The organism is Sphingopyxis panaciterrulae, from assembly GCF_014199295.1.
GTDB lineage: Bacteria > Pseudomonadota > Alphaproteobacteria > Sphingomonadales > Sphingomonadaceae > Sphingopyxis > Sphingopyxis panaciterrulae.
Genome location: NZ_JACIJH010000007.1, coordinates 124,118 through 145,453, shown reverse-complemented (window position 1 = coordinate 145,453; position 21,336 = coordinate 124,118). Strand labels below are relative to the sequence as shown.

Annotated in this window: 19 protein-coding genes; 10 read left to right on the top strand and 9 right to left on the bottom strand. The window is 65.6% G+C overall.

What is annotated here, in order from left to right:
* Positions 1 to 6: 6 nt before the first annotated feature.
* Entirely contained in the window at positions 7 to 1,197 is a 1,191-nt protein-coding gene (locus FHR21_RS12020; RefSeq protein WP_184098581.1) for an acyl-CoA dehydrogenase family protein, read from the bottom strand.
* A gap of 122 nt (positions 1,198 to 1,319) precedes the next feature.
* Positions 1,320 to 2,441: a class I SAM-dependent methyltransferase gene (locus FHR21_RS12015; RefSeq protein WP_184098579.1), complete on the bottom strand. Its 1,122-nt coding sequence runs from the start codon at positions 2,439 to 2,441 to the stop codon at positions 1,320 to 1,322.
* Positions 2,442 to 2,781: 340 nt separating this feature from the next.
* On the opposite strand from FHR21_RS12015, the gene FHR21_RS12010 reads away from it, so the two are divergent.
* From FHR21_RS12010 to FHR21_RS11995, 4 genes are read left to right on the top strand one after another with little or no spacing between them, the layout of a single operon-like run.
* Positions 2,782 to 3,705 (top strand): ABC transporter permease subunit, encoded by a 924-nt coding sequence (locus tag FHR21_RS12010; protein ID WP_184098577.1) that lies wholly within the window; start codon positions 2,782 to 2,784, stop codon positions 3,703 to 3,705.
* Complete coding sequence (locus FHR21_RS12005) at positions 3,702 to 4,556, top strand: ABC transporter permease (RefSeq protein WP_184098575.1); 855 nt, start codon at positions 3,702 to 3,704, stop codon at positions 4,554 to 4,556. The genes FHR21_RS12010 and FHR21_RS12005 overlap by 4 nt, the downstream gene beginning before the upstream one ends.
* 4 nt (positions 4,557 to 4,560) lie before the next feature.
* Positions 4,561 to 5,520: an ABC transporter ATP-binding protein gene (locus FHR21_RS12000; RefSeq protein ID WP_184098573.1), complete on the top strand. Its 960-nt coding sequence runs from the start codon at positions 4,561 to 4,563 to the stop codon at positions 5,518 to 5,520.
* Positions 5,517 to 6,512: an ABC transporter ATP-binding protein gene (locus tag FHR21_RS11995; RefSeq protein WP_184098571.1), complete on the top strand. Its 996-nt coding sequence runs from the start codon at positions 5,517 to 5,519 to the stop codon at positions 6,510 to 6,512. The genes FHR21_RS12000 and FHR21_RS11995 overlap by 4 nt, the downstream gene beginning before the upstream one ends.
* A gap of 40 nt (positions 6,513 to 6,552) precedes the next feature.
* Here the strand turns inward: FHR21_RS11995 and FHR21_RS11990 are convergent, their stop codons facing one another.
* The 4 genes from FHR21_RS11990 to FHR21_RS11975 form a co-directional block, all read right to left on the bottom strand.
* Positions 6,553 to 7,269, bottom strand: a complete 717-nt coding sequence (locus FHR21_RS11990; RefSeq protein ID WP_184098569.1) for an SDR family NAD(P)-dependent oxidoreductase — start codon at positions 7,267 to 7,269, stop codon at positions 6,553 to 6,555.
* Positions 7,269 to 7,982, bottom strand: a complete 714-nt coding sequence (locus FHR21_RS11985; RefSeq protein ID WP_184098566.1) for an iron-containing redox enzyme family protein — start codon at positions 7,980 to 7,982, stop codon at positions 7,269 to 7,271. Before FHR21_RS11985 ends, FHR21_RS11990 begins: the two co-directional genes overlap by 1 nt.
* A 14-nt stretch (positions 7,983 to 7,996) precedes the next feature.
* Positions 7,997 to 9,439 carry an aldehyde dehydrogenase family protein gene (locus FHR21_RS11980; RefSeq protein WP_184098564.1) on the bottom strand — a complete coding sequence of 481 codons (1,443 nt, stop codon included), beginning with the start codon at positions 9,437 to 9,439 and terminating at the stop codon, positions 7,997 to 7,999.
* A gap of 67 nt (positions 9,440 to 9,506) precedes the next feature.
* A complete protein-coding gene (locus FHR21_RS11975) occupies positions 9,507 to 9,857 on the bottom strand; it encodes a hypothetical protein (protein ID WP_184098562.1) in 351 nt (116 codons plus the stop codon).
* Between the two features lie 139 nt (positions 9,858 to 9,996).
* Here FHR21_RS11975 and FHR21_RS11970 point away from each other — a divergent pair, with 139 nt between their 5' ends.
* Positions 9,997 to 10,767 carry a GntR family transcriptional regulator gene (locus FHR21_RS11970; protein ID WP_184098560.1) on the top strand — a complete coding sequence of 257 codons (771 nt, stop codon included), beginning with the start codon at positions 9,997 to 9,999 and terminating at the stop codon, positions 10,765 to 10,767.
* Between the two features lie 46 nt (positions 10,768 to 10,813).
* On the opposite strand, the gene FHR21_RS11965 is transcribed toward FHR21_RS11970, so the two are convergent.
* The 3 genes from FHR21_RS11965 to FHR21_RS11955 are packed head-to-tail and all read right to left on the bottom strand — an operon-like array spanning position 10,814 to position 14,533.
* A complete protein-coding gene (locus tag FHR21_RS11965; RefSeq protein ID WP_184098558.1) occupies positions 10,814 to 12,430 on the bottom strand; it encodes a peptide ABC transporter substrate-binding protein in 1,617 nt (538 codons plus the stop codon).
* A gap of 16 nt (positions 12,431 to 12,446) precedes the next feature.
* The gene (locus FHR21_RS11960) at positions 12,447 to 13,352 is read right to left on the bottom strand and encodes an SMP-30/gluconolactonase/LRE family protein (protein ID WP_184098556.1); all 906 of its coding nucleotides are present in this window, start codon (positions 13,350 to 13,352) and stop codon (positions 12,447 to 12,449) included.
* On the bottom strand, positions 13,349 to 14,533 hold the full coding sequence (locus FHR21_RS11955) for an aromatic ring-hydroxylating dioxygenase subunit alpha (RefSeq protein WP_184098554.1): 1,185 nt from the start codon (positions 14,531 to 14,533) through the stop codon (positions 13,349 to 13,351). The genes FHR21_RS11960 and FHR21_RS11955 overlap by 4 nt, the downstream gene beginning before the upstream one ends.
* Before the next feature lie 109 nt (positions 14,534 to 14,642).
* On the opposite strand from FHR21_RS11955, the gene FHR21_RS11950 reads away from it, so the two are divergent.
* From FHR21_RS11950 to FHR21_RS11930, 5 genes are all read left to right on the top strand, one after another.
* Positions 14,643 to 15,713, top strand: a complete 1,071-nt coding sequence (locus FHR21_RS11950) for a nitrilase-related carbon-nitrogen hydrolase (RefSeq protein WP_184098552.1) — start codon at positions 14,643 to 14,645, stop codon at positions 15,711 to 15,713.
* 341 nt (positions 15,714 to 16,054) lie between these two features.
* The gene (locus FHR21_RS11945) at positions 16,055 to 18,400 is read left to right on the top strand and encodes a TonB-dependent receptor (protein ID WP_184098550.1); all 2,346 of its coding nucleotides are present in this window, start codon (positions 16,055 to 16,057) and stop codon (positions 18,398 to 18,400) included.
* A 140-nt stretch (positions 18,401 to 18,540) separates the two neighbouring features.
* The gene (locus FHR21_RS11940) at positions 18,541 to 18,879 is read left to right on the top strand and encodes a hypothetical protein (RefSeq protein ID WP_184098548.1); all 339 of its coding nucleotides are present in this window, start codon (positions 18,541 to 18,543) and stop codon (positions 18,877 to 18,879) included.
* A gap of 60 nt (positions 18,880 to 18,939) precedes the next feature.
* On the top strand, positions 18,940 to 20,202 hold the full coding sequence (locus FHR21_RS11935) for a TolC family protein (RefSeq protein ID WP_184098546.1): 1,263 nt from the start codon (positions 18,940 to 18,942) through the stop codon (positions 20,200 to 20,202).
* 2 nt (positions 20,203 to 20,204) lie between these two features.
* Positions 20,205 to 21,335, top strand: a complete 1,131-nt coding sequence (locus tag FHR21_RS11930) for an efflux RND transporter periplasmic adaptor subunit (RefSeq protein WP_184098544.1) — start codon at positions 20,205 to 20,207, stop codon at positions 21,333 to 21,335.
* Position 21,336: the final 1 nt, after the last annotated feature.

Sequence of the window (21,336 nt, the reverse complement as noted above, 5' to 3'; positions counted from 1 at the left end):
TTCCCGTTACTGGGTGTTGAGGAAGGGGATGTTGGTCTGGCGGCCGAAGCTCGCCTTGATCACGTCGGTCATGTTGCGGTCCCAGTTGACGCCGATCTGCTGGATCATCCCGCCGAGGTCGCGGAAGCAGCGCTGGATGGGATGCTCGGAGAGCACGACCGACTGATCCAGCGAGGTCACCAGCCGCTCGGCCGCGTTGAAACAGAGCCGGGCGGCGAAGGTTCGGTCGCGGACGAAGCCGATCCGTTCCGGATGGGGCACGTCGATATTGTTGCGGCCGTAATCCTGCAACCGCGCCACCAGCGAATCCATCAGGCACAGGGCCGCGCCGACCTCCGCCTCCGATTCGGCGAGGCGCAATTGCGTCTGCACATCGTCCTTCGACTGACCCGGCGTTCCCGCCTCCAGCAGGTCGCGATAGGCCGCCACCACCGCCTCGGCGCCGCCGATGATCGGACCCAGCAGATTCGCGCCCGAAAAGGGACGGAAATTATATTTGTAGATATAACCCGGATTGACTGCCCCGCCCGGCGGTTCGGGCGCCATCAGTGTCCCGAGCGGCAGCGTGCGATAAGTGGGGACGAAAGCATTGTCGACAATCGCGCTCTTCGATCCGGTGCCGCTCATGCCGCTGACGAACCAGTCGTCGTCGATGCGGAAATCGGACCGGGGGAACAGGAAATAGGTCTGCCGCTGGTCTCCCGTCGGCGAGGCGCGAAGCAGCGCCCAGCCGGCGTGGTCGATGCCGCTGCAGAAGCTCCAGCGGCCGCTGATGCGAAAGCCGCCCTCCACCGCCTCCACCGACACGTTGCGCGACACCGATCCGGTCGCGACCAGAATGTCGGAGTCGCTGCCCCATACGTCCTGCTGGGCGCGCGGGTCCATGCGCCCGACATAGGTGGCATGGGAACCGACAACGCAACTGATCCAGGCGGTCGAGGCGCAATGATGCGCGAGACGGCGCCCGAGCGCGAGATGGCCGCCCCATTCCAGCTCGTGGCCGCCGAAGCGCCGGGGAATGAAGAAGCGCAGGACTCCGGCATCGAACAGGTCGCGGATCGTCTCTGCGGGAAGCTGGCGCTGCCCTTCCGCTTCCGCCGCCCGCGCGCGCAGCGTCGGACCCAGCCGATCGACAGCGGCGATCAGCGACTCGAGCGTCGGCGCGGTTTCGCTTTCCTTCAGCAAGGAAGCCTGCATCAATATGGATCCTTTCGCCCTCGATACATGAAATGTCATATTATCATGATGACATTACGATGTTAAGGGCAAAATTCAACCAATCGTCTACACAGGATCGAGGACGACCGCCGACCCGGCGGCTATTTCTCGGCGACGAAGGCGTGCCAGAAGCCGGGACCCGCGGTTTTCGGTACCTTATGCTCGCTCACCGAAGCGGCGTCGAATCCGGCATCGCGCAACTCGGACGCGAAATCGCATGCGACATAGGTCAGCCAGAAGGGCTCGTTGTTGTGATAGAAATCATAGGCGCACTCCGCCTCCTCCCACAGCGCCTTGCCCCGGAACAGCAGGTCGACGTCCTGGTGGATCGCAAGCCCCCCCGGCGCGAGCAGGCGAAGCGTCTCGGCGGCGACCTCGCGGCGCTTCGCATCGGAGATTTCGTGAAACAGATTGTGGCTGACGATCAGATCGAAACTTCCGTCGGCGAAGCCGGCCCTGCCGGCATCCCGCTGGTGGAAATGCACCGGCACCCCGATCGATTCGGCGCGCGCATGGGCATAGCGCAGCATCGACGCGCCGAGATCGACCGCGTGCACCTCGGCATTCGGGAAATGCGCGGGATATACGGTCGACGCGCCGCCCGCCGCGCACCCCATGTCCAGGATGTTGCGGGGTTCCCAGCCGGGACGGTAGGCACGGAGCCAGGCAATCGCCGCCAACGCCTTTGAATCGCCTGCCGTAATGCCGCGCCCCATCGAATAGAGCCGGCCCCCGCTTTCGTAGAAGGCACCCGCGACGACGCTGTCGCCATCGGGGTCGGGCGGCAGATAGCCCTCGGGCTGAAGGTGGATGAAGCAATGCCTGTAGATGGGGTCGACGGCCAGATCGGAGTCGAGTTCCAGCGTGCCCCCGGCCCCCTTCTGCGACGACAGGCGGGCCGCCGCCGCGCGTATCCGGCTTTCCTCGCGATAGATCGTCTCGCCGATCGCCTGCCACATCATTTCCTGGCCGGTGCGGTTCAGCGCCTTGGCGAAACGATGGAATCGCGTCGCGTCGAGTGCCGCCTCGGCTTCCTCGCGCGTCGCCGGCGCACGCCGCACCCGCGCGGAGAAGGCGGGCTCCGCCTCGCGCGCCCAGACGACCGGCGTGGCTTCGCGCATCGGACCGCCGATATGGCGCTTCAGCGACAGGACGAACCGCTGCCGCGCCTCTTCGTCCGGCAGCGGCTTCGCCAGCATTTCATGACGGGATTGGTCGATCATGGCTTCCTCTCACTCACGTAAAGCTGCATATCCGATGCGACAGGCCCGGACGCGAGCGCGAAAAGCCGGCATCGCCGGCCGTCCGGCCCGCTTCGAGGGGCATTTCCCCTTTCCTCCGAAGCAGTCTTGATTATCATGTTGTCATGTCATTATGTTTGTGACACAAGCTTGTCGCGATGGAAAGGGAAATGTCGCGTGACCCCCAATATGCCGGTTCCGGACGCCCCATCCGCCCGCTCGACCCCTTCAGGACGCCCCCTGCGATGAGCATCGTCACGCATCGCCGCGATGTGCCCTGCGCGGGCCGACCTCCGCACCTTACCGCTGCGGAGTAAAGGCGGTGGGCGGCTATATCCTCAAGCGTCTGTCGATCGGCATCCCGACGCTGCTCATCATCGTCACCGCCTCCTTCTTCCTGATGCGCGCGGCGCCGGGCGGGCCGTTCGATGCGGAAGTCGATCTCGATCCACTGGTTCGTGCCAATCTGGAGGCGAGCTATGGACTCGATCAGCCGATCGGCACCCAGTATCTGCGGTTCCTGGACGGGCTCACGCACTTCGATTTCGGGCCGTCCACCACCTATCCCGACCGTTCGGTGGGCGAGTTGATCGCCGACGGTCTGCCGGTGACGCTGAAGCTCGGCCTGACCGCGATGCTGCTGGCCACCATTATCGGGCTGCTCGCCGGCGTTATCGCCGCGCGCAACCGCAACGGCGTCCTCGACGGGGCGATCATGATGCTGGCGTCGGTGGGTATCGCGGTCCCCAATTTCGTGGTCGCGCCCATCCTGACCCTGTTGTTCGGCATCACCCTGCAGCTCTTGCCCGTGGCGGGCTGGGGCGACGGGTCGCTGCGTTACTGGCTGCTTCCCGTCGTCGCCCTCGCCCTGCCCCAGATCGCCGCGATCGCCCGCATCACGCGCAGTTCGATGCTCGAAACCCTGTCGGCCGACTATGTGCGCACCGCGCGAGCCAAAGGCATGCCCGAACGGCGCGTCCTGTGGCGCCATGTCATGCGCTCCGCCTTCCTGCCCGTCATGAGCTATCTGGGGCCGGTCGCCGCCAACGTCGTCACCGGGTCGGTCATCGTGGAGCAGATCTTCTCGCTGCCCGGCATCGGCCGCTTCTTCGTGCAGGGCGCGATCAATCGCGACTATGGCCTCGTGATGGGAATCGTCATTCTCTACGCAACCGTCCTCATCCTTCTCAACCTGCTGGTCGACATCGCCTATGGCTGGCTCGACCCCCGCGCGAGGGTCAAATGAGCCCATCCCATTCGGCACGCCGCCAGGCCCTCGCCCGCTTCGCGGCCAATCGCGCCGCGATGGTCGGCCTCGTGCTGCTGACGGTGATCGTCCTGCTGGCGGTGATCGTCCCGATGGCCTGGCCCTACGGGCTGGAAGACGCATCGCTCGAACGGGCGCTGCGACCGCCAAGCTTCGCCGATTTCCACTGGTTCGGCACCGATGCGAACGGCCGCGACCTGTTCGTGCGCGTCTTCTATGGCGCGCGCATCTCGCTGGCGATCGGCCTGATCGCCACGGTGATCGCGCTGTTCATCGGCGTTGCCTGGGGCACCACCGCGGGCTGGTTCGGCGGCGCCGTCGATATGCTGATGATGCGCTTCGTCGACATTCTCTATGCGGTTCCGCTGCTGTTCCTCATCATCGTGCTGGTGACGGTGCTCGGGAATAATATCTTCCTGATCTTCGCCGCGATCGGCGCGGTCGAATGGCTGACCATGTCCCGCATCGTGCGGGGGCAGACGATCGCGATCCGCAACCTCGAATTCATGGACGGCGCGCGCGCCATCGCCCTTCCCACTCCCCGTATCCTGACGCGCTATGTCGTACCCAACATCATCGGTCCGGTCGTCGTCTATTCCACGCTGCTGATCCCCGTGAACATCATCGTGGAAAGCTCGCTCTCCTTCCTCGGCCTCGGCGTTCAGGAGCCGCTGACGAGCTGGGGCCTGCTGATCAACCAGGGCGCCACCATGCTCGATTCGGCGAGCTGGATGCTGGTTTTCCCCGCCGTCCTGCTGGCGATCACCATGCTGTCCTTCAATGCGGTCGGCGACGGCCTGCGCGATGCGCTCGATCCGCGGGGGCGCTAGGATCATGGCCCTGCTCGATGTCGACGACCTCAGGGTCACCTTTCGCACTCCGCGCGGCGAGTTGCAGGCCGTCAAGGGCGTCAGCTTTCAGGTCGAACCGGGCCGCTGCCTCGGCATCGTCGGCGAATCGGGCTCGGGCAAGAGCCAGACGATGCTCGGCCTTCTCGGCCTGCTGCCGGAGAATGGCGTCGTCAGCGGATCGGCGCTGTTCGAGGGTCAGGAACTGATCGGCATGCCCCGTCGCACGCTCGACCGGCTGCGCGGCGACCGCATCTCGCTGGTGTTTCAGGATTCGATCACCGGGCTCACCCCGCACATGCGGATCGGCGACCAGCTTGCCGAGATGCTGCAGGTCCACCGCGGGCTGAAACGGAAGGACGCGCTCGACAATGCCCGGTCGATGCTCGACGTCGTGCGCATATCCGAACCCGAACGGCGGCTGCGGCAATATCCGCACGAACTGTCCGGCGGGATGCGGCAGCGGGTGATGATCGCGATGGCGCTGCTCTGCAAGCCCTTGCTGCTGATCGCCGACGAGCCGACGACGGCGCTCGACGTGACGGTCCAGGCCACGATCATCCAGCAGTTCGCCAAGCTGAAGCAGCATGCCCAGACCGCCATCATCCTGATCACCCACGATCTGGGCGTGGTGGCCGGCGTCTGCGACGAGGTAGCCGTCATGTACAGCGGCCGCATCGTCGAACATGGCCCCGCCGCCGACCTGTTCGCCGCGCCCGCCCATCCCTATACGCGCGGCCTGCTCGCCTGCACGCCCCGCATAGACCGCCCGATGGACGGACCGCTGCCGACGATACCGGGAACGCCGCCGCCGATCAGCCAGAGCTTTTCCGGCTGCGCCTTCGCGCCCCGCTGCGCGCATGCGGACGATGCGTGCGCGACCACCCGGCCCCACGTCCGCCGCCAGGGCACGCTGTCGGCCGCCTGCTTGAAAGTGCCGTTATGACCGCGCCCCTGCTGTCCGTCGAAGGGCTTCATGTCCGCTTCCAGATCGGGGCCGGCATGTTCGCGAAAGGACGCACGCTGCGCGCCGTGTCCGACGTTTCGCTGACGATGGACGGCGGCGAATGCCTGGGCATCGTCGGGGAATCGGGCTGCGGCAAGTCGACGCTCGCCCGCGCCATATTGGGCTTCGTCAAGCCGGCACAGGGGCGCGTGCTGTGGCGCGGCCGCGATGTCGGCGAGCTCGACGCGGCCGGGCTGCGCGAATTTCGGCGGTCGGTCCAGCCGGTTTTCCAGAATCCGCTCGGCAGCCTGAACCCGCGCATGACGGTGGGCGACATCATCGCGGAACCGCTGGAAACGCTGCGGCCCGACATCGCGCCGGCAAGACGGCGCCCGCTCGCCATCGACTGGCTCGAAAAGCTGGGGCTGACGGCGGACATGGCCGATCGCTACCCATCCGAATTTTCCGGCGGACAGGCGCAGCGCATCGCCATCGCGCGCGCGATGATAGCCGAACCGGACCTGCTGATATGCGACGAAGCGGTGTCCGCTCTCGACGTGTCGGTCAAGGCGCAGATCGTCAACCTGCTGATCGATCTTCAACGCGAGACGGGCATCTCGATCCTCTTCATCAGCCACGACCTTGCCATCGTCCGGCAGATCGCGACGCATGTGATGGTCATGTATCTGGGGTGCCTGATGGAGGATGCGCCGGCCCCCGCGCTGTTCGGGCGCCAATATCATCCCTATACGCAGGCGCTGCTGTCCGCTGTGCCCGTTCCCGATCCCGACATCGAGCAGACGCGCCGACACTTGCTGCTGAAGGACGACGTCCCCTCGCCGCTGGACCCGCCGTCGGGCTGCGTCTTTCGCACACGTTGCCCCGTCGCGAAACCCAATTGCATTCTGGATGTCCCGGCCGTCACCGAAGCCGACGATGCGCGGCGCGTGGCCTGCCACTATAGCGGAATAAGGTTGGAAGAGGTCGGCTGATTCCGCGCTTTTGCTGTCGTCGACCTGCCGGCGATCCGTTTCAGGCGAGAAAAAAGCCCCCGGAAGGATTGAGCGTGGTGCCCGTATAGACGGCGCCATGGTCCCCAAGCAGGAAGGCGATCGACGCGGCGATATCGCCGGCCGTGGGCAGGTGCCCGGTCAGCATACCGTCCGCCAGCGCCTGTCGTTGCACCGGGTCGAGGCGCGCCAGCATCGGCGTGTCGACCGGACCGGGCGCAATGCAATTCACGCGCACGCCCGCTTCAGCCCATTCCTTGGCCAGATAGCGGACCAGATTGACGAGGCCGGCCTTCGCGACGGCATAGGCCGCCCCCGAAAGATGCGATCCGCCGTTGCGACCGTTGGTCGACGACAGCAGGACCATCCGGCCCCGCGACGCGGCCAGCGGCGCCGCGCAGACGCGCGCCAGCAGGAAGGCAGAGGTCAGATTGGCGTCGAGCACGCGGTGCCAGTCCGCCAGTTGCAGATCCGCCAGTCGCCCCGCGCCGACGATGCCGGCGGCGTGGACGACATCGTCGATGCGGCCGTGGCGATCCAGGACCGCCGCGACGGCCTCGGCGACCGACGCCTCGTCGGTCACGTCGCAGGCCCGCACCTCCTCCGATGGATGAAGGTCGAGCCCTGCGACGCGGCCGCCCGCTTCGCGATAGAGGTCGGCAACGGCGGTGCCGATGCCGCCCGACGCGCCCGTGACGAGCAGCACCCGCCCGGTGGCGTCGAGCAGCGGCCGGCTCATCAGGCCGCTTGCTTGACCTGAAGGGCGTCGTAGATTTCCGACAGCATCTGATACCGCAGCGCCGCCGATCCCTTCACGGCTTCGATCGCCATCCGCTGCTTGCCTTCCGTGTCGGCGAAGCGATGGCAGAGCTTCAGACCGACCTCGGCATGCTCGACATCATTCTCGACATGGACATGGAAGAATTCCAGATCGTCTTCGCTGAAACCCATCTTCTCCATCGCGGCGATATAGGTAGGATAGAGCGTCGGCAACTGGCCTTCCAGCGCGACCATGATGCCCGAACAGGCTTCGTGCATCGACCGTAATGTCGACAATTCCCAGATCCATGCGCGCATGGCGCGGGTGCCGGGCAGAATCTGACCATGTTCTTCGGCGGCTTCGACCGCGTCCGCATCCAGCCCGCACGCCTTGGCGAACTTCAGCAGCAGGTTGGGGTGCGACTTTTCGGGCTCCTCGGGCATTTCTTCGCCGACCAGATTCTCGATCAGCAGATGGCGGCCGGTGGCGTCGGGCATCCGCGCATAGAGGGCCGCGAACTGCTGCGGGATGACCGAGATATAATAATAATGCTGGATCGCCCATTGGCCGAGCTGTTCGCGCGACAGGCCGCCATTGGCCCATAGGATGGAAAAGGGGTGCTGTCCGGACCCTTTCGGCTTACGGCCCGCCTCGAGGGCGGCATAGAAATCCTGTTCTGCAAGCATCATCATCTCTCTTCCTGACTTCAGTTTGTGGGTGTTCCTGCCGGAACAGCGATTTGCCCTTCGGCGAAGGCGTCGATCGGCGCCGGCGCGTTGGTTTGCAGGATCAGGGCCTTGCGCCGCAGAAAGCGGTTGATCGAGGCCGGCCCCATGCGCGATCCGCCCATTCCCGAAAATCCGAAGCTGTTCTTCTCCGGCTCATAGGTCATGAACGTCAGGCCGCAGTCGTTGATGGAAATGCCGCCGGCGTTGATGCGCGACGCGATGGCAAGTCCTTCCTCCTCCGTGCCGGCGATGACCGAGCCCGACAGGCCGAAGCTCGTGTCGTTGGCCAGCGCGATCGCTTCCTCCGTCGTCGACCAGGCCATGACCGGCAGGATCGGGCCGAAGGTTTCCTCGCGCATGACCGCCATGTCGTGGGTCACCCCCGACAGCACGGTGGGCGGGCACCAGACGCCGCCCTGGCGCAGCAGCGTGCCGCCGGTTTCCACCTTGGCACCCTTTGCGACCGCATCGGCGATATGCGCCTCGATGATGTCGGCCTGCCGGTCGAAGATCAGCGGGCCGACGTGGCCGCCATCGATCGACTCGTTGTTCAGCTTCGCCGCGCTCGCCTTGCGGACCAGCAGGCCCAGGAAATCGTCGTGCGCCGCCTCATGCACATAGATGCGCTCGATCGACAGGCACACCTGTCCGCTGTTGAGGATCGACCCGCGAAGCACCGCGTCGGTCGCCCGCTCCAGATCGGCATCGGCGGTGACGATGACCGGGTCCTTACCCCCCAGTTCGAGCGAGGCCGGGATGAAGCGCCGCGCGGCCTGTTCCGCCACCCGGCGGCCCGTCGCCACCGATCCGGTGAAGCAGACCAGATCGACCTCCTCGACGAGCGCCTGCCCGGTCTCGCCGCCGCCCAGCACAAAACCCACGACCGACTGCAATTCGGGAACCGCGCCCAGCGTCTTCGCCAGCGGGCCGACGAAACGGGGGGTGACTTCCGACGGCTTGATCAGGGCCGCCGATCCCGCGGCGAGCGCCGGAACGGCGTCGATCAGCGACAGGGTGACGGGGAAGTTCCACGGCGAGATGAAGCCGCACAGTGCATAGGGAACGAGTTGGTTGCCATAGCGCAGGCCGTCGACGAGCTGCGACGGCTGCATCGCCGCCGTCGCCAGCTTTTCGGGCGCCATGCGCGCCCAGCGCCGGATGTTGGACACCGCGCCGGCGACCTCGCGATGCGCCAGAAAGCGGCGACCGGTGTCGACCGCCAGCGCCTCGCCGATCGCATAGGCGTCCGCCTCGATGGCGTCGGCCCAGCGGGACAGGAGGTCTGCGCGCCGCGCGGGGTCCAGCGCGGCCCAACCGGGCTGGCCGTTGCGCAGCCGCGCCGCCTCCGCCGTCACATCGGCCGCGGACGCCGCGTCGAATTCGAAATCCTCAACGCCGGTTCGGGGGTTCTTGATCTTCATCTTGCTTCCTTTGTCATAACATTATGAGGATATTACGACTGAAAGCAAGCCCCCTTTGCGGATCGGGTCAATCGCCCGCGCTTTTTCGGGGAATGGGCGGACCGTCCTTCGCTTGCAGGATCGCAACCTCCTGGGTCAGACGGCGCATCAGGCGGGCGACGAACGCGTCGTGCCACTGGCCGCGCTCGGCCTGCGCCGCGGACGACGCGACGAAGGCGTCGAGTTTCTCGCGCGAAAGCCCCAGCTCCTGTTCGACAACGCGCTCGATCGTGTCGACGCGCTCATAAAGCGTGGCGACCTCTCCGGCGAGCGCCATGACGATCGACAGCACGGTGTCCGTATCGGACGGCCAGAGGAAGTCGGATCTGGGTCCGGCCTCTGCCGCGACCGAGCATTTTACAGCAGCCAGCTTCTCCATGGGGGAACTCTCCTGTCGTTGCATCTATTCTGGTGCAGTCGGATATTGATCGTTCGCGATTGCTTTGTTTCGCGTTGAGCGCCATGAACGGGACAGCCGTTCCGGCGGCACTTTCGGCAAAGCTTGACAGGGGATATCGGTGAACCAGATCGACGAAAATCTGCACCTTCCCCGCTATGTCCAGGTCTACTCCGTCCTGAAGGACTGGATTCATCAGGGCGCCTATGCGCCCGGCGGACAACTGCCTTCCGAACCGCAATTGTGCGACCTTTTCGGCGTTTCGCGAATCACCATCCGCGCGGCGGTGGAGATGCTGGAAAAGCAGGGACTGGTCGAACGCAAGCAGGGAAAGGGCACGTTCGTCGCGAGCGACGTCGACGAATCCCCGAGCCGCGGCGATTTTTCCGAACTGGTTCGCCGCCTGCGCCAGCTCGACGCCCGGTCGACGCTGAAAGACGTCGATATCGCCACCGTCGCCGCCGACGAGGCCACTGCACGCGACCTTGACCTGCCCGTCGGCGCGCCGGTCGTGCAGGCCAGCTTCGTCCGCATGCGCGACAAGGAGCCGATCGGCTATACGACGCTCGCCATTTCGGGCGCGCTGGGCATCGACCTGACCCCGGCGGACCTGGCGGAGGGTCCCGCGGCCTCGCTCCTGCAAAGCAAGGGATTCGAGATATTGGGCGCCCATCAGCTTATCGGCGCGACGCTCGCCGATGCGCGGCTGGCCAATATATTGCGCACCACGGTCGGCGCGCCGCTGGTCCACGTCCGGCTTCAGGTCCTCGATCTCGCGTCGCGGCCGATCGAGCTGCTGTCGGCCCATTATCGCACCGAATCCTATGTCCACCATGTGTTCCTGGCAGCCGGCCCCGCGCGCCCAGCGGAGGGCAGGGGCAAGCGGAAATAGGCAGGGGGCCGGTCGCCCGGTCCCGCCTGCCCCGCCCGCGGCCCGATCATTTGGTGGCCTTGCCGGCATCGAGCGAAAGCCAACGCGACTGCATGTTGCCGCCCTTTGCCTGATGCCAGCCATGCACCCGGCTTGAAACGATACGGCGGGCGGTCGTGAAATAGATCGGCATGACGGGATAATCCTTCATCACGTCGGCCTCCGCCTTCGCCAGTTGCGCCATGCGCGCGGCGGGGTCTTCCTGCATGTCCGCCGCAGCGAGTTCGGCATCGTATCGACCATTCGCATAGCCAGTCAGATTGGTCGACGACCGGCCACGGACCAGTGCCAGGAAGGTCGACGGGTCGTCATAGGGCGCGAACCACTGATAGCGGATCACGTCGAACCGCCCCGCCCGCGTATCGCCGACGATACCGCGGAAATCCGACGCCTTCAGCGACGCGCTCACCCCGATCTTCTTCCACATCTCGCTCATCGCGACGGCGATCTGGCGGCTGTCCTCCTTGCTGTCATAGCGCAACTCCAGCGTCAGCGGCTTGCCGGCGCCATAGCCCGCCTCGGTCAGCAGCGTCCTGGCGCGGGCCAGTCGGTCGGCATAGGGCGTCGCCGCATCGGGGGACGGAATGCGCTTGTAATCGCTGATGTCGCTGGGCACGAGCGACCAGGCCGGTTCGCCCTCGCCCTTCAGGACCTGCCGGGTTATCGCCTCGCGGTCGACCGCGATCGACAGCGCCTCCCTCACCTTCACATTGTCGAACGGCGGCCTTTTGGTGTTGAAGAGGAAATAATAAAGCCCCTGGTTCGGGCTGACCTGAACCTCGTCGCCGAAATTCTTGCGAAGGAAATCGGTCTGGTCGGGCGGGAAATTCAGGATCACGTCGACTTCGCCGGCGCGATAGCGGTTGACCAGCGTGCCGGTATTGTCCGTCGGGAAATAGGTAACGCCGTCCAGCTTCACATTGGCGGCATCGAAAAAGCGGGGATTCTTGCGGATCGCGATCCGCGTGTTGGGCACCCATTCGGTCAGGGTGAAGGCACCGTTGGACACCATGGTTCCCGCCTTCGTCCAGTTGCGCCCGTTCGCCTCGATGGCGTGGCGCGGCACCGGAACCGTGGCGTTGGAAGTCAGAATCCGGGGAAAATAGGGGGTCGGACGCTCGAGCTCGAACCGGACGGTCTGCGGATCGGGCGCGCTGACGCCAAGCTGCGCCATCGGCGCGCCCTGATTGACCGCCCGTCCGCCCTTCAGCACATAGAGATTGGCGGCGTAACGCGCGCCCGTCTTGGGGTCCATCAGCCTGCGGAACGACCAGACGACATCGTCGGCGGTCAAAGGCTTGCCATCCGACCAGGACAGGTTCGGACGCAGGTGAAAGGTCCAGACCAGCCCGTCGTCGGACACGTCCCAACGCTCGGCGAGGCCGCCGATCATCCGCCCTTCGGCATCGGTCGTCGTCAGGCCGATGAACAGATCGTCGATCAGCGCAGAGGAACTGTTCCCTTGCGCCAGATGGGGATCGATGGACGGCGGTTCGCTGGCCGTGCCGCGCTTCAGGATATTCGCGTCGCCCGACGGCCCCGTACCGCCCCCGCCGCATGCCGCGACCGACACCATCGCGGCCGCGAGCAGGGCCGTCACGCCGCGACGAATATATCCATTCATTTGCATTCCCTTCATCTCAGACCTCAGCGACGCCGCACAGCGCGCATTTCCGGCCTATGTCATGGCGCGCCACGACTTGTCCGTCGGCGACGCGCCGCCGTTCGATCACGCCTTCGAGAAAATTATTGACGAAGAATTCCTCGCCGTTCTTCGCCGGGGTCACGCGCGTCCACCCCCGTTCGGACGGCATGGACCAGCGGGCGACGATCCGCCCCTGCTCTTCGAGATGCAGGACGCTGTCGCCGGTGGCCGCCAGCCAGCCCTCCGCCAGCGCGCAAACCCCGAAGACGCGGCCTTCGCCGCCCCCGGATTCCATGTCGAGCAAGGGATCGAGCGGCCGGTCGGCATCGAGGTCGTGGCGGAATATCCGGCGCCCGCCTTCGGCCAGATGCGCCGCCACCGCGCCCTTGAGCGCGATCGACGACACCTGGTGGAAACCCGCGTGGCCGCCGTCCGACCGCAGCGTGAAGCCGCGCCAGCCCTCGCCTTCGAGGCGGACGAGATTCGCCGCTCCCAAGATGTCGTCGGGCGCCGGCCCCCGGCGCGTGTGCACGCCCAGCATCATCCGCCCGTCGGCATCGAAGACGACCGTTCCCCAGGGCCGCTCGGGCAACGCCGGAACCGACAGGGCCTCGCCGCCCGGGGACAGGTGGATCAGCTTTCTCGCGGTCGGATCGGCACCCCAGACGCTGCCGTCGGCCGGATCGATGGCCAGGCCGACCAACAGCCCTTCCACGCCGGTCCACAGGGTCGATTTCGCATCGAACGCGGCACCGACGTGCAGGATGCGCCCCGGCCCGCGATGGTTGCGCAGGTCGATGTTGCGGTCGTCGACATCGCTGGCCGCAAGAAGCAGGTCGCCGGGCTGAAACGTCACGATGCTCCCTGCACCGGCGACCGGCGTGCGCGCGGCGCCGCTCATTCAGAAGACTCCGCCACCGGCTGGCAAACTTCGGCCGCCAGGGCATGCCACCCGAAATCCGGATCGCGGGGCCGCGTCATGGGGACCGCTTCATGCACCCAGTTCTTGGGGTCCTTGCGGCGTTCCGGGCTGGGGATGACATAGACTTTCCGGTCCCACTCCGCCTCGACCTTCGCATAGTCGATTTCCCAACCGGCCTCGATCATGCGGAATAGCATCGTCCGGAACCGCGTTTCCATTTCGTCTGCGCGCGTCAGGAATTCTTCCGAGAAGGGCGTCGGCCCGACCGCGGGGCGGACGGTGGACACCACGGCGATATCCTCGCCGATCGCGACGCGCCGACCCTCCAGGCGCTCGGCGTCATAGTCGGGTTCGATCGCATAGTTGCGGGACTGGAGGCCGAACTGGCGGGTGTGGTGCGGGTCGATCGGCGTCGAGGCCGAAAATACCACCTGCGCCATGCCCGGCCGGAAGGTCGGATTGATGCGATGGCACAGGCCCAATATCGAAAATTCCAGCTCGACGCGTGTCTTGCCGCGCGGCTGGGCGAGCAGTTCGCCTAATATGCCGCTTTTCGCCTCGGGCTTGGGCGGCGTGCGCTCGCGGGCGACGCGCGCGCCATAGGCTGTGCGCTCGATCGGCACCAGCGACGCCTTCGGGTCCATCCGGTTGCCGAACGCCTTGTGGACGAAGGACAGATGCGCGGTATCGAGCGAATTTTCCTCGAACTTGGTCCAGTTCACCGGCGCCTCGATCACCATGCGCGTGGTGCGCCACGCATCGGTCTGGTGATATTCGGGCAGCAGGGTGGGCGGCTCGGGGCGTTCGTCCTCGGGCAGGTCGCCCAGGAAAACCCAGATCCAGCCGTAAATCTCCTTCGTCGGATAACTGTCGATGCGCCCCCGCTTCGGTACCTTGGTGTCGCCAAGGGCGGGAATCTTCTGGCACCGCCCCTCGCCGTCGAACTCCCATCCGTGAAAGGGGCAGGCCACCCTGTCACCCTCGCACCGCCCCTTGCTCAGCGACGCGCCGCGGTGGATGCAGACGTCCGACAAGCAGGCCACCCGTCCGGTTCCGTCGCGAAACAGGACGAAGTCGAATCCCAGCATCCGAACCTTCCTGGGGCTGCCCATGACGACTTCGGACGCCTCGGAAGCCACATACCAATTGTTGATCAGCATAGGATGCGTTGCCCTCGAAATTAAAACATCATGTCATCATAATGATATTGCAATACTCCTCTTCATGCAATAGGCTCCGCCAAGAATATGTTCAGCGGAGGAGAAAGCAATGTCACAACGTCGCGATGGGTTCGTTCGACACGACGGCACCTATGAAACCGCGCCCCTGCGCTCGGCCAAGGTGGCGGTCGGGATCGTCCAGACGCCCGTCCGTGCCGTCGACGGCGACAATCCCGAAGCGGGTATCCGCGACAATCTCGCCTATATGCTGAACGCGATCGACAAGGCCCAACAGACCGGCGGTCGCTGCGATCTTCTGTGCTTTCACGAATTTCCGCTGCACGGCTTCGCGCCCTGGGACCTGGCGCAATATCTGCGCGTCTCGCGTCACCCCGACGGTCCGGAGATTCAGGAGTTGGGAAAGAAGGCCCGGCAGTATAATTGCTACATCGCCTTCGGCTGCCAGATGCTCGACGACGACTGGGCCGGGCACACGATGAACACCCAGTTGCTGATCGCGCCCACGGGCGAGTTGATCGCGCGTCACTGGAAGCAGCGCAACATGCGCGGCATGTGGCCCGGCGTGGAGCAGTTCACCACGACGATCTACGATGTCTATGACCGCTATGTCGAAATGTACGGACTGGACGCGGTCATCCCCGTCGAGCGGACCGACATCGGCAACATCTCCCTGTCGTCGGTCCAGTTCGAACCGGAGTTGTTCCGCTGCATGACGCTCAAGGGCGCGGAGATCATCCTGCGCACGGCCACCGGCGGCTGCGAATGGCACGACATGCGCCTGACCGCCTATCACAACGATGTCTTCGTCACGATCGTGAACAATTCGATCGACACGTTCCGGCCATCGGACAATTATTTCGTCGAACAGGCGCCGCGGAACGACTGGGTCGGCCGGTCGGCCATCTTCGGCCCCAAGGGCGTCGTCCTGGCGGAGGCAGACAAGTTCGAGACCAAGCGGCGCGCGGTGTTCGACATGGAATCCTATCGAAAGGCCCACCGCATCCCCGATGTCCATTTCTCGCTCTACCGGCACGTCTATGACGATTATCGGGAACGCTACGATCCCAATATGTGGCTTGCCCGGGTGCCCGAAACCAAGCGGGACGCCTATGATTATCTGAAAGACAAATTCCGCTGGACCAGCTTCTGGCAGGGATAGGCCGCGCCCGAATCGCCCTGCCTCTGCCAGCGCCGGACCGGCCTGTTGCGCCGGTCCGGCGGACCGCAAAGCCTCGGTTTTCCGCGAAACGCGACCCGTAGCCGGGACAAGGCCGGCCTTGACAACATCCCCTGTCGAATGCGGGTTGACAGGGCATTTTATTATATCATTATGTCTATATAACATATAGCGGACCGGCTCGACCGAGGCCGCCCTGGGCCGACTATCCGGACCATGGCAAATTCGACGGGAATCCGGACGCATCCGATCAGGACTGGACAGAGGGGACTATGCAAATGAATGGGATCAGGTTCAAATTGGGTTCGGGTATCGCGACCGCCATGTCCGTGCCGCTGCTTCTGGCCGCACCGGCCCACGCCCAGGATCCCTCGAACCAGTCCTCCGCCTCGTCGTCGCGGGCGCAGGAAGATATCGTCGTGACGGCGCGCAACAAGGAGGAGTCGATTCTCCAGGCGCCGCTCGCCGTGTCCAGCTTCAGCGGAGAGACGCTGACAGAGCGGAACATCAACAATCAGGACGACCTGTCACTGCAGACCCCCGGGTTCGACTTCTCGTCGCCCGGCGGCGTCAGTACCGCGCGTCCGGTCATTCGCGGCATGTCGCAGTCGAGCCGCGCCGGTGAGGAAACGAACGTCGCGACCTTCATCGACGGCGTCTATATCGACGGTTTCAGCAGTTCCACCATCTTCATGGAGGGCATACAGCGCGTCGAGATCCTGCGCGGGCCGCAGAGCGCGCAATATGGCCGCAACAGCTTCGCCGGCGCGATCAACTATATCACCAAGAAGCCGACGATGGATTTCGAGACCGGCGGTTCGGCGGTGCTCGGCGACGGCGAGCGCCGCGGGATCACGGGCTTCGTCAACGGCGCGCTGCTTCCCGGACAGGTCGCCATGCGCGTCGACGCGGGCTATGACAACAGCGGCGGCTATTACAAGGACGCTGTCAGCGGCCAGCGGCTTTCCGCGCGCGAAACCTGGTTCGCCCGGGCAGGCCTGCTCGCCCAGATGTCGGACAGGGTGAAGGCGGTGCTTCAGCTCTCCTACGAGGACAGCCACGTCAACACCTTCGCGCGCAACGCCGTCGCGACCGACGATCCCAACCTGTGCTGCCGGACGGTGTCCCGCGGTGCGCCGTCGGGATACGGCACGCTCTATCGCGGCGAACTACACACTGATCCCAACGAAGACTTCACCTACGACCCCCGCGCCTTCGCGGGTGACAGCGAAGCCGTCCACGGCAATCTGACCGTGACGGCCGAGTGGGACAATCTGATGCTGACGTCGATCTCCGGTTACGATCATCGGACCTTCGACACGCTGGCCGACCAGGATCGCAGCCCGGACGGCACGATCTTTCTGCTGACGCCGCGGGCGCCCGGCTCGTCGCCGCGCCGGCTGCTGATGCAGACGCTGTCGGGCACGAAGGAAAAGCGCGACGCCATCAGTCAGGAACTGCGCCTGCAATCCACCGGCAATTCGTTCCTGAACTGGGCCATCGGCGGCTATTACAGCCGGCTCAACGTCGATTCGACCCGCCGCCAGGGCGGCGAGATCATCACCAACACGCCGCTGGGACCGAATCCGGTCGCCAACACGATCGCAGTGATCGAGGACGGCGTCATCCCGATTGCCGAAATCACGTCTGCGCGGGCCGAATTCCTGTCGGCCTTCGCGTCCGTCGACCTCAATCTGACGGACCAGTTCATCGTCTCCGCCGAAGGGCGCTACACCTGGGAAGACAAGCAGATCGACAACAGCTTCCTGAGCGCCGCGCCCGGCGGAGTGGGATCCGGCCTCGAAAAGGCGAACTTCAAATATTTCACGCCGCGCGTCATCCTTCAGTATCGGCCGAGTGATGATCTGTCGCTGTATCTGTCCGCGGCAAAGGGCACCAAGTCGGGCGGCATCAATGCAGGCGTGTCCGTGCTGGCCACGCCGGCCAATCCGAACATCCTGCCCGAATGGGCGACCTACAAGCCCGAAAAGGCCTGGAGCTATGAGGCGGGGTTGAAGTTCAACCTGCTCGACCGGCGCCTGACGGGCTCGATCGCGGCCTATTATGTGGACTGGACCAACCAGCAGGTTTCCAACACGCTGTTCGTGGCGAGCGTCAGCCGCACCGTGACCGCAATCGCCAATGCCGCGAAATCGAGGGTGAAAGGCATCGAGTTCGAAGGCTCGGCCGTCCTGACCGATGGCTTTATCCTCAATGTCGGATATTCGCTGAACGACGCCAAATATCGCGATGCGGTATTCTCGGCTTACAATGTCGAAAATGCCGACATCTATGGCTTCCCCGGCGGCGATGCCAGCGGCAAGCGTATCCAGAACACGTCGAAGCACTCGTTCAACGGCGGCGCGCAATTCACCGCTCCGGCCTTCGCGGGCTTCGATGCGACCCTGCGCATGGATTATATCTATCGCAGCAAGCAATATGACACGCCGGTCAACCTTGCCTGGGTGCCCTCCTACAGCACCGTCAACCTGAATTTCTCGCTGGAGAAGGAAGGGGTAAGGCTCGGCGCCTTCTGCAACAACATGCTGAACGACCGCGACGCCAGCGTCGGCTTCAACTCGCGCAACATCAATGGCGAGGTCGTCTATCAGATCCAGCCGCGCGAAGGGCGCCGCTGCGGTGTGCGGGCCAATTTCTCCTTCAGATGACGCCGCCCGGAACGAGGAAGGGCTGGATGGCTCTCGACGGCCTGCCCCGCCCTTCCTTGTCCCGACGAAGAAATCGCATTAGATTTGAATCCACGCGCCGATGATGGCAAGCAGGACCGCGCGGTAACGGTATAGACACGATGCCTCGTATCTTCATCCTGCTGGCGGCTTCGCTGCTCATCCTCTCGCTGGGACTGGGGATTGTTGCGCATGGCGCAGAAACCGTGGCCTGCGAAGACGGCGTGTCGGCGTCATCGGTCGCCGGCCATGACGACGCGGACGCCAGTTCGGATCCCGACGACAGCGGCAAGGCGGCGCCCCATCAGCATGGCGGATGCCATGGCCATCATACGATGATATTGACCGGTGCCGCGGTCCACGGCGCCCATCTTGCGATCGACGGCCCCATTATGCCCCGAGAGATCGCGGGGCCCATGCACGGCGCCGCCGGTTCCGACCTGAGGCCACCCATCGCCTGACATGCGTTCCTTCGCCCGCGCCGGAAGCGGGCTGGTCCGACTTGTCAGGAGTATTCCATCATGCACCGATCGATCGCGGCCCTGCTGGCCGCCCTGTGCTGCGCCTGCGCGGCACAGGCCCATATCGCGCCGTCCGCCGGGACAGCACCTTCGCTGACGCTGCACCGTGCGCTGGAGCTGGCGGGCGCTGCTTCTCCGTCGCTCGACGCCGCCGCGGCAGAACTGCGCGCCGCCGAGGCCGGCCGGCAGATAGCGGGCCTGCGCCCCAACCCCTCCCTTGCCATCGATGCAGAGAATGTCGCGGGCAGCGGTCCCTATCGCGCCTTGGGCGGAGCCGAGGTCACCGCCACGATAGAATTGCCGGTCGAACTGGGCGGCAAGCGATCGGCCCGAATCGACGTAGCCGATGCGCAGGCGCGTCGCGCCGCGATCCAGGCAGCGGCTGCACAGGCCGACCTGCGTTCCGACGTCATCCAAAGCTATGCAGAGGCGGTAGCGGCCGAGCGCAGGCTGGTCACGGCTCGCGAGCAAGCGCGGATCGCCGCGGATGCGCTGCGCGCCGCCGAGGTGCGGGTTCGCGCCGGCCGCGCCTCGCCCATCGAAATGCAGCGGGCGGAGCTCGCGCGGATCAATGCGGAGGCGGAGGTCGAGCGCACCGGCCGGCTGGTGGAGACCTCGCGTTTTTCCCTCTCTCGGCGGATCGGTGCGCCCGTTGCCGGGCCGCTGGATGAGGACTGGTTCGCCAGCGTCGCGAGCCATTACGGCCCGCTGGAACCGATCGACAGCGCGGACACCCTGGCGCTTGCCGAGGCGGAAGCCAATGTCGCGGTGGCGGAGGCGGGCGTTCGCCTTGCCCGTTCGCAGCGCATTCCCGACCTGACGGTCAGCGCCGGCGCGCGCCGCCTCGAAGAGACCGGCGACACCGCCGCGCTGATCGGCCTGTCGATCCCCCTGCCCTTGTTCAACAGCGGCAAGGCCGCCCTCGCGCAGGCGTCGTCGGAACGCCGGCGGGCGGATGCACAGCGGCGCCTGGCGGCCATGGAAGCCGACCGGAGCATCGCGCGCGCACAGGCAAACCTGGCGAACGCGGCGACGACCGCGGCGACCGCCACGGGCCCTGCCCTCGCGGCGGCGGCGGAGACCGCCCGCATCGCCCGCATCGGCTATCGCGAAGGCAAATTCGGCCAGCTCGACCTGCTCGATGCCGAACGGACGCTGGCCGAGACGCGGCTGGCCGCGATCGACGCCCTGCTTTCCTACCACCTCGCCCAGGCGCAGCTCGAACGGCTGACGATGCGCGCACCGTCCGCTTTGGGAGAATGATCATGTCATTCCACAGGATTATCATGCTGCCGCTCTGCACCGCGCTGCTGGTGGCTGGCTGTCAGGAAAAAGCACCCACTCCGCCCGCCGGGGAAGAAGCCGGGCACGATGACGAAGACGGCGAGATCGACCTCAGCGCCGAGCAGATTCACCGCGCGGGAATCGAGCTGGTCACCGTCGTCCGCGGCGGCGCCGGAGCGCTGACCGTGCCGGCGACCATCGAGGGCAATCCGCAGGGCATGCAGGTCGTATCCGCGGCGATCGGGGGCCGGGTGGTTTCGCTGACCCGCAATCTCGGCCAGCCGATCGGGCGCGGCCAGGCGCTGGCGATCATCGAAAGCCGCGAGGCCGCGCTGCTCAACGGCGAGGTAGAAGCGGCGCAGGCGCGACTGGCGCTCGCGGAATCGACCCTGCGCCGCGAACAGCGGCTGTTCGACGAACGGGTCTCGCCCGAGCAGGATCTGGTCGCGGCCCGCACGGCCGCGGCCGAAGCGCGCATCGCCTTGCGCCTGGCCCGCCAACAGGTCGCGGCGGCGGGTGGCGGCGGCGGCGCGCTCAACCGGATCGCGATCGTTTCGCCGCTGTCGGGCCAGGTCGTGGCGCGCAGCGTCACGCTGGGACAGACGGTCGCGGCCGATGCCGAACTGTTCCGCGTTGCCGACCTCTCCAGCGTCGCGGTCTCGCTTTCGCTGTCGCCGGCCGATGCCGGCAAGGTCGCACCGGGATCGACGATCGAGATTCTGTCCGGCGACCGAAAATCGGCGGCGCAGGTCGATTTCATATCGCCGGTGCTCGACGAGGCGACGGGCCTGGTGACGGCCATCGCCATCATCGACAACCGCGCGGGGCAGTGGCGCGTCGGGGAGCCCGTCACGGCGTCAATCCGGCTTCGGGGCGCGAACGCGGGCTCGATTCTGGTCCCGCATGGGGCGATCCAGACGATCAAGGGGCGGCCGACCGTGTTCGTCCGCACCGATCACGGCTTCAAGGCAACACCCATCGTTCTGGGGCCCCAAAGCGGCGACCATGTCGTCGTGATCTCGGGCCTGAGAGGCGATGAACGGATCGCCGCGGCCAACAGCTTCACGCTCAAGGCCGAACTCGGAAAAGGCGAAGCGGAGCACGGACATTGAG

Excerpts from the sequence above, each read along its gene's own strand:
- FHR21_RS11995 (WP_184098571.1), top strand. The coding sequence starts at position 5,517 with ATGACCGCGCCCCTGCTGTCCGTCGAAGGGCTTCATGTCCGCTTCCAG.
- FHR21_RS11960 (WP_184098556.1), bottom strand. The coding sequence starts at position 13,352 with ATGAGCGGCGCCGCGCGCACGCCGGTCGCCGGTGCAGGGAGCATCGTG.
- FHR21_RS12015 (WP_184098579.1), bottom strand. The coding sequence starts at position 2,441 with ATGATCGACCAATCCCGTCATGAAATGCTGGCGAAGCCGCTGCCGGAC.
- FHR21_RS12020 (WP_184098581.1), bottom strand. The coding sequence starts at position 1,197 with ATGCAGGCTTCCTTGCTGAAGGAAAGCGAAACCGCGCCGACGCTCGAG.
- FHR21_RS11975 (WP_184098562.1), bottom strand. The coding sequence starts at position 9,857 with ATGGAGAAGCTGGCTGCTGTAAAATGCTCGGTCGCGGCAGAGGCCGGA.
- FHR21_RS11950 (WP_184098552.1), top strand. The coding sequence starts at position 14,643 with ATGTCACAACGTCGCGATGGGTTCGTTCGACACGACGGCACCTATGAA.
- FHR21_RS11945 (WP_184098550.1), top strand. The coding sequence starts at position 16,055 with ATGTCCGTGCCGCTGCTTCTGGCCGCACCGGCCCACGCCCAGGATCCC.
- FHR21_RS11955 (WP_184098554.1), bottom strand. The coding sequence starts at position 14,533 with ATGCTGATCAACAATTGGTATGTGGCTTCCGAGGCGTCCGAAGTCGTC.
- FHR21_RS11990 (WP_184098569.1), bottom strand. The coding sequence starts at position 7,269 with ATGAGCCGGCCGCTGCTCGACGCCACCGGGCGGGTGCTGCTCGTCACG.
- FHR21_RS12005 (WP_184098575.1), top strand. The coding sequence starts at position 3,702 with ATGAGCCCATCCCATTCGGCACGCCGCCAGGCCCTCGCCCGCTTCGCG.
- FHR21_RS11930 (WP_184098544.1), top strand. The coding sequence starts at position 20,205 with ATGTCATTCCACAGGATTATCATGCTGCCGCTCTGCACCGCGCTGCTG.
- FHR21_RS12000 (WP_184098573.1), top strand. The coding sequence starts at position 4,561 with ATGGCCCTGCTCGATGTCGACGACCTCAGGGTCACCTTTCGCACTCCG.
- FHR21_RS11985 (WP_184098566.1), bottom strand. The coding sequence starts at position 7,982 with ATGATGATGCTTGCAGAACAGGATTTCTATGCCGCCCTCGAGGCGGGC.
- FHR21_RS11965 (WP_184098558.1), bottom strand. The coding sequence starts at position 12,430 with ATGAATGGATATATTCGTCGCGGCGTGACGGCCCTGCTCGCGGCCGCG.
- FHR21_RS11980 (WP_184098564.1), bottom strand. The coding sequence starts at position 9,439 with ATGAAGATCAAGAACCCCCGAACCGGCGTTGAGGATTTCGAATTCGAC.
- FHR21_RS11940 (WP_184098548.1), top strand. The coding sequence starts at position 18,541 with ATGCCTCGTATCTTCATCCTGCTGGCGGCTTCGCTGCTCATCCTCTCG.
- FHR21_RS11935 (WP_184098546.1), top strand. The coding sequence starts at position 18,940 with ATGCACCGATCGATCGCGGCCCTGCTGGCCGCCCTGTGCTGCGCCTGC.